Origin of the sequence: Pseudomonas sp. Irchel 3A7, from assembly GCF_900187565.1 — a bacterium.
In the GTDB taxonomy this organism is placed as follows: Bacteria; Pseudomonadota; Gammaproteobacteria; order Pseudomonadales; family Pseudomonadaceae; genus Aquipseudomonas.
Genome location: NZ_FYED01000012.1, coordinates 240,800 through 252,856, shown reverse-complemented (window position 1 = coordinate 252,856; position 12,057 = coordinate 240,800). Strand labels below are relative to the sequence as shown.

The following is a 12,057-nucleotide window of genomic DNA, read 5'->3' as shown; positions in this document are numbered from 1 at the left end:
TCCCGAACTCAGAAGTGAAACGATGCATCGCCGATGGTAGTGTGGGGTTTCCCCATGTGAGAGTAGGTCATCGTCAAGATTAAATTCCGAAACCCCTATCTGCGTATGCAGGTAGGGGTTTTGTTTTGTCCGCAGGAAAGTGGGCCTGATAAAAATACTGATTCCGCCGCCCCCATCCCCGACTTATCGCGCGCGATTGCATCCTTGTCGCTTCAAGAGAACACCACCACTGGCCGATAACCTAAGGGTCACAGCGATCTTCATTTCTGGCAGCCTTAAATCGTTACTGCAGTCCAAGAGAAATCGCTTGATAGCCTATGGCTACTAGCTATCATCTGCGCGCCGCAAGGTCAGGTGAAGCTGATCTTGTTCATGTGTTTGCCCGTCGGTACTTCTTCTTCAATTGCCTGGAAATCTTCGATGCTGTCGTATCACCAAAAGAGTTTTCTGATCGTCGATGATTTTTCGGACTTCCGCAGTTCGGTCCGGTCGATGCTGCGGGAGCTGGGCGTCAAGGATGTGGATACCGCCGACACGGGCGAGCAGGCGCTGAAAATGTGTTCGCAGAAGTCCTACGATTTCATCTTGCAGGATTTCCATTTGGGCGATGGAAAGAAGAACGGTCAGCAGGTGCTCGAAGATCTGATGATCGAGAAGCTGATCAGCCATGAAAGTGTATTTGTCATGGTCACCGCCGAAACCAGCCAGGCCATGGTGCTCAGCGCGCTGGAGCACGAGCCTGACGCTTATCTGACCAAGCCCTTCAACCGTTCCGGACTGGCCCAGCGGCTAGAGCGCCTGGAGCAGCGCAAGACGTTGCTCAAGCCAATCCTGCAAGCCCTCGACCGGGGTAAACCGGTAGAAGTGCTCAACGCCTGCATTGCCCTGTGCAAGCAAGATATCCGTTACTCGCCGCTGTGCCTGCGCTACCGCGCCGACGCTCTGCGCGACCTGAATCAGAATGAGGCGCTGGAACGCCTTTATGACAGCATCATTGCTGACCGACCGTTGCCGTGGGCCTTTGCCGGGCTGGGCAAGTTGTTGTTCAAGCGTGGTCAGGTTGCACAAGCCAAAGGCATCTACGAAAAAGCGCTGAAAGTATTCCCGATGATGCCGGCGCTCTATGACGGCATGGCGGATGTCTTGGTCGCCGAAGGGGATACCAAGTCGGCTCAGAAAGTGTTGGAAGAGGCGATTCGCTTGTCGCCATTGGCGGTGCGTCGCCAGGCGCAGCTGGGTAAATTGGCGATGACCAATGAGGATTTCGACACGGCTTCCAAAGCCTACCGCCAGGCTGTCAGCCAAGGCGCCCAATCACGTTTCAAGGATGCTGAAAGTAACCTTGGACTGGCCCATGCCTTGATCAGCAAAGGGAGTGAAAGAGGCCTGGATACCCGTACTCGGCTGGAAATCAATACAACGTTGAGCGCGGTGGCCAAGGAGAACCCGACCGACCCCGGCCTGCAAATCCGCGCGCGATTGATGAAAGCCACCAGTCTGTTGCTCAACGATGCCGAGACCGCTGAAAAGCTCACTGAGCAAGCGTTGATGCGCCTCGATGGCATGGAGCAGTTCATGAGTGCCGAAGCAGCGCTATTGGTGGCCAAGCAGTTGCAGATGCTCGGTCAGGCAGAGGCCGGCACGTCGATGCTGAAGAACTGTGCGGAAATCTATGGCGACGATCCGGCAGTCATGAAGGATATCGCCAAGCTCACGGATGATCCGAGCATCCTCAACTCCGGCAATGCGGCTGCAGATCTCAATCGACAGGGCGTGCGCGTGTACAAGACCGGCAACCTGGTTGAGGCTCGGGAGGTATTCCGCAAGGCCTTGGCGCTGCAACCCAAGAACATCAGTATCGCGCTGAACATGGCACAGGCACTGTTGCATGGCACCGATACCAGCGTGCCGTCGGCTGAACTCGAAGAGTGTCGAACCTGCCTGAAAATGGTCGGTTTGATGCCGGATACCGATGCGCGTTATCCGCGCTATCAGAAACTGAAAAGCAAGGCGTTTGGCTAATGGACGACAACCAGCAGACCCTGGATTTTTCTACGGTGATCGCTTCAACCGTACACGATATGAAGAACTCGTTGGCCATGCTCATGCAGGCCCACAGTCAATGGTTGGCGAACCTGCCCGATCCGGCACGGAAAACGCCGGAGCAGGGCGTGATCGAGTTCGAATTCGCTCACCTCAACGGCATGCTCGTGCAGCTGCTGGGCCTGTATAAGCTCGGTGTCAATCAGATGCCCCTGCAACCGGCTTACCACGAGCTCGATGATTTCATCGAAGCACAACTGGCCTGTCATCAGGATGTATTTGCCAGTCGCGGTATTGCCGCGACCTTTGAAGTCGATCCTTTGAGCCCGTTGGGTTTCTTCGATCGAGAGCTGATCGCTTCGGTTCTGGCAAACAGCATCAACAATGCCATTCGATATGCCCGTCATGCGGTGCTGATCAGCGTCAGCGACGAGGCCGGGCAACTGGTGCTGACCATCAATGACGATGGCGACGGTTACCCCGCCGAAATGATCGAGCGTCAGGCGGACTACGTGCAAGGCATCAATCACAGCAGTGGCAGCACTGGCCTGGGCCTGTACTTTGCCGGGCGGATTGCAGCATTGCATCAGCGCAATGGTGTCGGCGGACGCACCGAAATCAGCAACGGCGGTCCGTTAGGCGGTGGCGTCTTCAGCCTCTATCTGCCCTGATCATTTCTCAGGCATAAAGCTTTTTGTATGACGCTGCTTGATATTCCGAACACGCGGAGCCTATTTTGTACGGGTCGCCGTTCGCGGCTCGCACAATAACAAGGATTGCGTCATGACAACCGTTAGCCTGAATTCACTCGCGCAGCGATTGACGGGCATCGATGAAATTGAGTGTGTCACGCCCGATTTGAATGGTGTGCCGCGGGGCAAAGTGATGACCGCCGAGGGTTTTCTGGAGGGTCGGCGTTTGCAGATGGCGCGGGGTGTGCTGCTGCAATGCATCATGGGCGGATATCCGCCAGCACGTTTTTACGGCAGCGATGACGGCGACCTTGCACTGGTTCCAGACCCTGCGCAAATCCATCGCTTGCCCTGGAGCAAGCAACCACGAGCACTCGCCATTTGCGATGCGCACGAGCTGACCGGCGCAAGCTCCAACCTGTCGACTCGCGGCCAACTCAAGGCGGTCATCACGCGATACAACGCCCTTGGTCTCGATCCGGTGGTGGCCACGGAGCTGGAGTTTTTTGTCTTCGCGCCCAATATTGATCCAACCCATCCCTTCCAGCCCCCTATTGGTCTGGATGGTCGGCGCGAAGACGGCCATTCGGCGTTCAGCGTCAGTTCCAATAACGGCTTGCGGCCGTTTTTTTCCGAGGTCTATGAGTGCATGGCCGCCTTGGGCTTGCCTCGCGATACCTTCATGCACGAAATGGGTGTCAGCCAGTTCGAGATCAACCTGCTGCACGGCGATCCATTGCTGCTGGCTGACCAGACGTTCCTGTTCAAGCATTTGCTCAAGGAAGTCGCACTCAAGCACGGCCTCACGGTCGTCTGCATGGCCAAGCCATTGGCACATACGCCGGGCAGTTCGATGCATATTCATCAAAGCATCGTCGAGGTCGACACAGGACGTAACGTGTTCAGTGACGAGGCTGGCCAGCCGACTGCGACCTTCCGTCATTTCATCGCCGGTCAGCAGACCTGCATGGCGGATTTCACCGCACTGTTTGCACCGAACGTGAATTCCTATCAGCGCTTGTGTCATCCCTTCGCATCGCCGAATAATGCCTGCTGGTCCCATGACAACCGCGCTGCTGGTTTGCGTATTCCAGCCAGTTCGCCGGTCGCTCGTCGGGTCGAGAACCGCTTGCCGGGCGCCGATGCCAACCCGTATCTGGCGATTGCCGCCAGCCTGGCCGCGGGTTTGTACGGCATTGAGCACAAACTGGAACCAAGCGAACCTATCCAGGGTGAATTTGAGGTGCCGGACAATCTTTCATTACCCTGTACCTTGCATGCTGCCCTTGAGCGTCTGAAACGTAGCCAATTGGCGAAGGAACTGTTCGGCAAGGAGTTCATCGAAGGCTACATTGCTTCGAAGACCATGGAGTTGACGAGCTTCTATGATGAAATCACTCCCTGGGAACGGCGTGTTCTAGCAGCCCAGGCCTGACGCACCATCCATCTCGGACTATCTTTTCGGTAGTCCGATTTCTCACCGCAAGGAGCCGCTCGGAACGCCGATGCGCCAAATCTGGAAACCCTTTCGAGCGCTTTATTTCGCCTCGCTGATGATGTTGATCGGCTCCGGCTTGCTGAGTACTTACCTGGGCCTTCGCCTGGCGGCCGATAACGTCGACAGCCTGTGGGTGGGTGCGTTGATGGCTGCCAACTACTTCGGCCTGGTACTGGGCGGCAAGATTGGCCACCGTTTGATTGCCCGTGTCGGGCACATTCGCGCTTACTCGGCGTGTGCCGGTATCGTTGGCGCAGCGGTGCTCGGGCACGGTTTGGTGGACTGGTTGCCGGCCTGGATATTTCTACGGGTCATCGTCGGCCTGGGTATGATGTGCCAGTACATGGTCATCGAGAGCTGGCTTAACGAGCAGGCCGAAGCCTCGCAGCGCGGCACGGTATTCAGTGGTTATATGATCGCCTCGTACCTGGGGCTGGTGTTGGGGCAACTGATTCTGGTCATGCACCCGGGCCTGGGTCTTGAGCTGTTGATGCTGGTCGCCCTGTGCTTTGCCCTGTGCCTGGTACCGGTGGCGCTGACGCGGCGGATTCACCCGGCACCGCTTCACCCGGCGCCCATGGAGCCGCGATTTTTTATCACGCGGGTGCCTCAGTCGTTGAGTACGGTCCTGGGAGCGGGGCTGATCATCGGTTCGTTTTACGGTCTGGCGCCCTTGTATGCATCGCAGCAGGGGTTGTCCACGGAGCAGGTCGGTCTGTTCATGGGCAGCTGCATTTTTGCTGGCCTGGTGGTGCAGTGGCCGTTGGGCTGGCTGTCCGATCGTTATGATCGGGCGCTGCTGATCCGCTCTTTTGCTTTTGTTCTGGCACTTGCCGCATTGCCTTTGGCGGTCATGAAGCAGGTGCCACTGGAGGTGCTGTTTATTGCCGGCTTCCTCTGTTCGCTGGTGAAGTTCTGCTTGTATCCGCTGGCAGTCGCATTTTCCAATGACCATGTCGAAGCCGACCGTCGGGTGTCTCTGACGGCCATGCTGCTGGTCACTTATGGCGTTGGGGCGAGCATCGGGCCGCTGGCGGCCGGGGTGCTGATGAAGCTGTTCGGCAGCCAGATGCTGTATGCCTTCTTCAGTTTCTTCGCCTTGGTGCTGGTGTGGCGAATTCGCCCGAAAGCCGTCACCAATCTGCATCAGGTGGACGACGCGCCGCTGCACCACGTGGCCATGCCGGACAGTATGTCGAGTTCACCCCTGGTGGCTTGCCTTGATCCGCGGGTCGATGAGCAGGTGGTTCAGGATCAGATGCAGAGTCCGCCTGCCGAGCCGGAGCCGCAGACCGATACGCCTCCAGAAGAACCGGATTCGGGTCGGGAGCAAAGTTTCACTGAAGCCAGGCCGTAACACTCAAGCATAAAAAAACGGGCAGTCACCGCAAGGGGGCTGCCCGTTTTTGTTGGCGCGTTATATCAGAGGTCGTCTTTGTCGAAGCGCCGCGCTTCGCGTTGCAGCTGGTAGACGAACCGCTCGACCTGCCGCTGCACCAGCCCGCTCATGTTGTGGAAGCGTACACCGGCGAAAGTGGTGGAGATCTTTTCCTCGAAGTGCAGGTAGCGCAGTTCGACTGGCGCGGTCATCTTGCCGAAGGGCAGGGCGGCCATGAAGCGATCATAGACCTGGCCCAGCTGCAGGCTGCCAGTGATATCGCCGGCGAAGCGCAATTTGCAACCGGTGGCCGAGATGTCCAGCAACTTGCCGCTGATCGGCGCCTTGAGTTTCTCGCCATCCAGGTCGACGTCGACCAGTTGAGCCAGCTTCAATGCCGCACGGAACGCATTGCGGCGCTGGTGGTAGACCACTTCGTCGGGCAGCGTGCCACGGTAGCAACGACTGCCACCGGATTCATCGATGGTCAGTGGACCATTGCTTTCCCACGCAATGCGCACGCCGTCATGGAAGCCTTCAACCTTGAACGGCTCGCCGGCCAGCAGGAAGCGTTCGCCGTCACGGGGGATCATTTCGTCCAGGGCAATCATGTTGCTGTCGCGATCAATGTCCACCAGGTAGCTCTGGAAGCGCTGGGTGCGCTCATGGAACGTGATGATCAGCGGGTCATGGCTTTCTTGCAGTTGGCGAAGGTTGCCGGAGATTTCCAGAGGCGTGCTGAGCACCTTGGGTGGCTGCGGAGCATCGTCCGCATTTAAGGCATTGGACACGGTTAATCAATCTCCAGACAAATTTTGACTACGGCTAGCCAGCATTTTGCCAGCATGTTTCGCGTCTTGATAGAGCGTGCTCATCGACGGGCTCAAGCCTGACTGAGCGGGCGCGGTTTCACAAGCTTGGAAAATGTTCCGCTGGCGTCATAGAGCGCTGGAGGTTCGCCGCCGGTGAGGATTTTCAACTGAGTGGCCGTGGCGGCCTGCTGCACCAGAATCGACTGGCCGTTGTTGGCATTGGCAGCCTGGCATTGAGTCAAAAGGTCGGTCAGCACATCGCTTTGTGCCAGCAGCGCTTCACCCACGCTCGACTGGCTGGCCAGTTGCTCCAGACCGCTGCGGTTGGTTGGCAGGTTGAGACTGGCGAGGATTTCGCTGCGCTTGCGGCCATGCTGTTCAAGCAAAATGATCAAGGCTTGCTTCTGCGCCAGAATATCTTCGAGCAGGTACATGTCGCGACCATGCAAGGCGAGGGACTCGGTACGCAGTAACTCCAGCAATTGTTGCGCTGGAGCAAAATCGTCGGTGATCAGTTGCAGTAGATTCGTGTCGTGCATGGCTGGCCTTGGGTTTTAAGCGTCCAAAAGCCTGGCGCCGGCCGAGGCCTAGCGCTGGGCTTCGAAATTGAGCAGTTTGCTGGCTACACGGTTGCTGTCGACTTTATAGCTGCCATCGGCAATCGCTGCTTTCAACTCGGCCACGCGGGCTTTGTCGACGACAGGCTGATCGCGCAGCGTATCAGTGATCTTCTGCAACTGTTGAGCCTCATTGCTGAGATGTACCGATTCCCCGACTGTAGCGGTACCGGCCTGTTCGGCCTGGGTAGTCAGCGGTGCGGATTTACCGGTTTCGGCGGTTTCCTTGGCGGCGCTGGTACGTGTACTGCCCGTCAATGACGAGGAACTGTTCAAACGGCTGAAATCGATGACCATGATAAAAACCTCTGGGAATTTGGACGCTTGCCATGTTTTCGGCCATTCCCTGAAAAACTTTAGGCCCATTTATCAATGAGCTTGCGCGCGTCAGCGCTTGCCCTTCATGGGGCACAGTTTAGGGAACAGGCATGGCCAGCGCCACATCTTCACATAACACAGAGCTCTGCATGGCCGCCTACATGGAAACCTCCACCTGGCCCGGCGCGATGACTTGCGCCTTGATGACTCGCTGGGAATTGAGGTTTTTCACTCGAATCTGTTCGCTCATGCCGCCATTGGACAGCGCTTCGCCGGGCATTCGCACGCTGAGCGTACCGCTACGGGCGGTGATCACCACCTGATCGCCCTTGCGGATGACTTCCGCCTGTTCGAGATGGACCAGGGTAATGACCTGATCGGTGACCATTGGTCGGGTAAGTCGTTGTCCGATCGCCTGGTCCACGGAGGTCAGGTAGCCCTGGTTGATCACACTGATATCCCGCTCGCGCAGGATCACATCTTCAGGCTCGACAATGCCGGCGCGCCGCAGTGGTCGCGAGGTGGTCACGACGTCGCGAAACAGCCGTACTTGAGCGGGTACGAAGACCGTCCAGGGGGATGTTCCTTCGCAGCGAACCTTGACCGTGACCCGGCCCAGCGGCTTGGCCGGACTCTCCAGTGAGGCTGTCAATTCCTTGTCGCACATCGGCATGCGCATACGCGGATCGAGCTGGTTGACCTGGATTTCGTAGCGACCTTCCGTTTGACTGGTGGCCAGATAGTCTTCTACGGTGAATTCAAGAAAGCCCTGGGTGACGCCGATAAGCATGTCAGGCAAGGTAACCGCGTCAGCAAGGGCAGGGCTGCCAACGTTGAACAGGCACAAAGCCGCCAACGCACCGAGGAGTTTGCGGTGGGGTATGGTAGGGCGTCGGAAAAATGTCGGTTCTGTGTTCATACAAAGATAAAAAGCAAGCGCCGTGCCGTTTAGAGATGAATGTGCGTCGCAACAACACTTAGCGTTGGTGTAGGAGTCTGGGCATGGCTGGTGTAATGGATTCGGTGAACCAGCGCACGCAACTGGTGGGGCAGAATCGCCTTGAGCTGTTGTTGTTCCGTCTCGACGGCCAGCAGCTGTATGGGATCAACGTGTTCAAGGTTCGGGAGGTGTTGCAATGCCCCCAGCTGACGCTGATGCCCAAGTCCAGTCCTGTCGTGTGCGGCGTGGCGAATATCCGGGGGGCGACCATTCCGATCCTTGATCTGGCAATGGCGACCGGCTCCGGTGCTTTGAAGGACAAGAACAATCCCTTCGTGATCATCACGGAGTACAACACCAAGACCCAGGGATTCCTGGTGCGCTCGGTGGAACGCATCGTCAACATGAACTGGGAGGAGATTCATCCGCCACCCAAGGGCACCGGTCGCGATCACTACCTGACGGCGGTGACGCGGGTCGACAATCAGTTGGTTGAAATCATCGACGTCGAAAAGGTGCTGGCGGAAGTGGCGCCGACGCCGGAAGCGATTTCCGTCGGCGTGGTCGATGTCGAAACCCAGCACAAGGCGCTCTCGTTGCGTGTGCTGACGGTCGATGATTCGTCGGTGGCGCGCAAGCAGGTTACGCGCTGCCTGCAAACGGTCGGTGTCGAAGTGGTGGCGTTGAACGACGGCCGGCAAGCGCTGGATTACCTGCGCAAACTGGTCGACGAGGGCAAGAAGCCGGAAGAAGAGTTCCTGATGATGATCTCCGACATCGAAATGCCGGAGATGGACGGGTACACGCTGACGGCCGAGATCCGCAACGACCCTCGCATGCAAAAGCTTCATATCATCCTGCATACTTCGTTGTCGGGCGTGTTCAATCAGGCGATGGTCAAGAAAGTCGGTGCCGATGACTTCCTGGCCAAATTCCGTCCTGATGACCTGGCATCCCGGGTAGTCGACCGGATCAAAGCAGCAGACATCAGCTAGGGGCGTCCGGCCCCTGGCAGTCAACACGATTTAAGAGGCGGCAGCATTGTCTACGGGTAATTTGGATTTCGAACAGTTCCGGGTATTCCTGGAAAAAGCCTGTGGCATTTTGCTCGGTGAAAACAAGCAGTATCTGGTCTCGAGCCGTCTCAACAAACTGATGGAGCAGCAAGGCATCAAGTCTCTGGGTGAGTTGGTCCAACGCATCCAGACCCAGCCGCGCAGCGGGTTGCGCGAGATGGTGGTGGACGCGATGACGACCAACGAAACCTTGTGGTTTCGTGACACCTATCCGTTTGAAGTCTTGAAGAACAAGGTACTGCCTGAAGCGATCAAGGCCAGTCCCGGCCAGCGCCTGCGGATCTGGTCGGCGGCGTGCTCGTCGGGTCAGGAACCGTACTCGCTGTCGATGTCCATCGACGAGTTCGAGCGGACCAATGTCGGGCAATTGAAGATGGGAGTGCAGATCGTGGCCACCGATCTGTCCGGCACCATGCTGACCAACTGCAAGACCGGCGAATACGACAGCCTGGCTATCGGTCGCGGACTGTCGCCCGAGCGGCTGCAGCGTTATTTCGACCCGAAAGGGCCGGGACGCTGGGCCATCAAGGCGCCGATCAAGAGCCGGGTGGAATTCCGCTCCTTCAACCTGCTGGATAGCTACGCGAGCCTCGGCAAGTTCGACATCGTGTTCTGCCGCAACGTGTTGATCTACTTCTCTGCCGAAGTGAAGAAGGACATCCTGTTGCGCATTCACAGTACGTTGAAGCCGGGTGGCTATCTGTTCCTGGGTGCTTCCGAAGCCCTGAACGGATTGCCGGATCATTACCAGATGGTCCAGTGCAGTCCGGGGATTATTTACCAGGCGAAGTGATCGGTTGGTGGTATCAAAAAACGGGAGTCCTCAGGGGCTCCCGTTTTTGTTTGCCTGATGAAGTCGGCTCCACCGCTACCACAGGGGATGCGGTGTTCTCTCGGTCGAGTAAAGCGGCAGAAAAGCGGCATCCAGCGGAAACCGGTTGCCGCTTTTCTGGCATTGCCGCATTGCCACTGCCCGCAAAGCCCCGGTTTACGGGCTTTTTTGAATTGGCATGACGCTTGCTATATCTAACGTACGAAAAATCAGGTCACCCGAAGGTTTCCCGACATGAGCATCAGCTTCGATAAAGCGCTCGGCATTCACGAAAAGGCTCTGGGCTTCCGCGCCCAGCGTGCCGAAGTCCTGGCCAATAACATTGCCAACGCCGATACCCCGAACTACAAGGCTCGGGATCTGGAGTTCTCGAAAGTGCTTGAGGCGCAGAACGATAAAGCCAAGAACGGCACGTTCGCCTTGAACATGACCAACAGCCGTCATATCGAAGCCGAAGGCCTGGGCAATGGCGACGAGTCGCTGATGTACCGCACGCCGATGCAGCCCTCGATCGACCAGAACACCGTGGACGCTCAGCTGGAGCAGTCGAACTACGCGGAAAACTCGGTCAACTTCCAGGCCAGCTTCACCCTGCTCAACAGTAAATTCAAAGGGCTGGTTTCAGCCCTGCGCGGAGAGTAAGTCATGTCTCTATCCAGTGTTTTCAACATTGCCGGTAGCGGCATGAGTGCCCAGACCACGCGTTTGAACACCGTCGCTTCGAACATCGCCAACGCCGAGACGGTCTCGTCGAGTATCGACCAGACCTACCGTGCGCGTCACCCGGTGTTCGCCACCATGTTCCAGGGCGGCCAGAGCGGCGGCAGCGATTCACTGTTCCAGAACCAGGATGCCGCCGGTCAAGGCGTGCAGGTGCTGGGCGTGGTCGAAGACCAGAGCAACCTCGAGGCGCGCTACGAGCCGAACCATCCGGCTGCCGATGCCAAGGGATACGTCTACTACCCGAACGTCAACGTGGTGGAAGAAATGGCCGACATGATTTCCGCGAGCCGTTCGTTCCAGACCAACGCCGAAATGATGAACACCGCCAAAACCATGATGCAGAAGGTCCTGACCCTCGGTCAGTGATAAGGGGCGACTCAGATGAGTGTTTCCGATACCACCAGTGGCTTGAGCCTCAACGACATCCTGGCCAACTCCGCGGTCAAGAACAAGACCGACGATAGCCTGGCTTCGGCAGCGGGCAGTGCCACCGGCAAAAAAGCCTTGGGCAAGGATGCGTTCCTGCAGTTGCTGGTGACGCAACTGAAGAACCAGAACCCGCTGGAACCGCAGGACAACGGCGAGTTCGTGGCGCAACTGGCGCAGTTCAGCAGCCTGGAAGGCATCACCACGCTCAACGATACCGTGAGCGGCATTGCCGGCGCCTTCGGCTCATCCCAGGCATTGCAAGCCTCGTCGCTGGTGGGCCGTTCGGTCATCGCACCGGGCGACAAGGCCGTAGTCGATACCACGAAGGGCATGACCGGTTCGATTTCGATACCGCAGTCGGTTGCCTCGACCACCGTGAAAATCACAGACAAGGACGGCAAGGTCGTTCGCACCATCGAGCTGACCGACCAGAAGGCCGGCAATGCCAGCTTCACCTGGGATGGCAAGGACGACGCCGGCAACGTGGCCCCAACGGGTACGTACACCTTCGCGGCGAACACCACCATCGACGGTCAGGGCGTGGCGCTGATCACCAACCTGCCGGCGACCGTCACTAGCGTGACGCTCAGCCAGACCGGCGGTGAGTTGATGCTTAATCTCGCCGGGCTGGGCAGCATCGCCCTGTCCAAAGTGCAAACCATTGGTATATAGAGCCGACTAACCCGGCACAAAGGAGTG

At 57.7% G+C, this 12,057-nt stretch carries 13 protein-coding genes; 9 read left to right on the top strand and 4 right to left on the bottom strand.

Annotation, left to right across the window (positions count from 1 at the left end; genetic code table 11):
* Positions 1 to 420 precede the first annotated feature (420 nt).
* From CKW21_RS20900 to CKW21_RS20885, 4 genes are all read left to right on the top strand, one after another.
* Positions 421 to 2,022 (top strand): response regulator, encoded by a 1,602-nt coding sequence (locus CKW21_RS20900; RefSeq protein WP_095195809.1) that lies wholly within the window; start codon positions 421 to 423, stop codon positions 2,020 to 2,022.
* A complete protein-coding gene (locus CKW21_RS20895) occupies positions 2,022 to 2,714 on the top strand; it encodes a sensor histidine kinase KdpD (protein ID WP_095195808.1) in 693 nt (230 codons plus the stop codon). Before CKW21_RS20900 ends, CKW21_RS20895 begins: the two co-directional genes overlap by 1 nt.
* A 214-nt stretch (positions 2,715 to 2,928) precedes the next feature.
* Positions 2,929 to 4,170 (top strand): glutamine synthetase family protein, encoded by a 1,242-nt coding sequence (locus tag CKW21_RS20890; RefSeq protein WP_170948699.1) that lies wholly within the window; start codon positions 2,929 to 2,931, stop codon positions 4,168 to 4,170.
* A gap of 70 nt (positions 4,171 to 4,240) precedes the next feature.
* Positions 4,241 to 5,590 carry an MFS transporter gene (locus tag CKW21_RS20885; RefSeq protein ID WP_095195806.1) on the top strand — a complete coding sequence of 450 codons (1,350 nt, stop codon included), beginning with the start codon at positions 4,241 to 4,243 and terminating at the stop codon, positions 5,588 to 5,590.
* 65 nt (positions 5,591 to 5,655) lie between these two features.
* On the opposite strand, the gene CKW21_RS20880 is transcribed toward CKW21_RS20885, so the two are convergent.
* The 4 genes from CKW21_RS20880 to flgA form a co-directional block, all read right to left on the bottom strand.
* Positions 5,656 to 6,402 (bottom strand): flagellar brake protein, encoded by a 747-nt coding sequence (locus CKW21_RS20880; RefSeq protein WP_095195805.1) that lies wholly within the window; start codon positions 6,400 to 6,402, stop codon positions 5,656 to 5,658.
* A 92-nt stretch (positions 6,403 to 6,494) separates the two neighbouring features.
* Positions 6,495 to 6,962, bottom strand: a complete 468-nt coding sequence (locus tag CKW21_RS20875) for a flagella synthesis protein FlgN (RefSeq protein WP_095195804.1) — start codon at positions 6,960 to 6,962, stop codon at positions 6,495 to 6,497.
* A 48-nt stretch (positions 6,963 to 7,010) separates the two neighbouring features.
* Positions 7,011 to 7,337, bottom strand: coding sequence for a flagellar biosynthesis anti-sigma factor FlgM (gene flgM / locus CKW21_RS20870; RefSeq protein ID WP_095195803.1), 327 nt, complete (start codon positions 7,335 to 7,337; stop codon positions 7,011 to 7,013).
* 178 nt (positions 7,338 to 7,515) lie between these two features.
* On the bottom strand, positions 7,516 to 8,277 hold the full coding sequence (gene flgA / locus CKW21_RS20865) for a flagellar basal body P-ring formation chaperone FlgA (RefSeq protein ID WP_095195802.1): 762 nt from the start codon (positions 8,275 to 8,277) through the stop codon (positions 7,516 to 7,518).
* A gap of 83 nt (positions 8,278 to 8,360) precedes the next feature.
* Here flgA and CKW21_RS20860 point away from each other — a divergent pair, with 83 nt between their 5' ends.
* The 5 genes from CKW21_RS20860 (at position 8,361) to flgD (ending at position 12,030) form a co-directional block, all read left to right on the top strand.
* On the top strand, positions 8,361 to 9,293 hold the full coding sequence (locus CKW21_RS20860; RefSeq protein ID WP_015096472.1) for a chemotaxis protein CheV: 933 nt from the start codon (positions 8,361 to 8,363) through the stop codon (positions 9,291 to 9,293).
* Between the two features lie 46 nt (positions 9,294 to 9,339).
* On the top strand, positions 9,340 to 10,167 hold the full coding sequence (gene cheR / locus CKW21_RS20855; RefSeq protein ID WP_095195801.1) for a protein-glutamate O-methyltransferase CheR: 828 nt from the start codon (positions 9,340 to 9,342) through the stop codon (positions 10,165 to 10,167).
* A 273-nt stretch (positions 10,168 to 10,440) separates the two neighbouring features.
* Positions 10,441 to 10,848 carry a flagellar basal body rod protein FlgB gene (flgB, locus tag CKW21_RS20850; RefSeq protein ID WP_056853151.1) on the top strand — a complete coding sequence of 136 codons (408 nt, stop codon included), beginning with the start codon at positions 10,441 to 10,443 and terminating at the stop codon, positions 10,846 to 10,848.
* Between the two features lie 3 nt (positions 10,849 to 10,851).
* Entirely contained in the window at positions 10,852 to 11,295 is a 444-nt protein-coding gene (gene flgC, locus CKW21_RS20845; protein WP_007937507.1) for a flagellar basal body rod protein FlgC, read from the top strand.
* A 15-nt stretch (positions 11,296 to 11,310) separates the two neighbouring features.
* Complete coding sequence (gene flgD, locus CKW21_RS20840) at positions 11,311 to 12,030, top strand: flagellar hook assembly protein FlgD (protein ID WP_095195800.1); 720 nt, start codon at positions 11,311 to 11,313, stop codon at positions 12,028 to 12,030.
* Positions 12,031 to 12,057 lie beyond the last annotated feature (27 nt).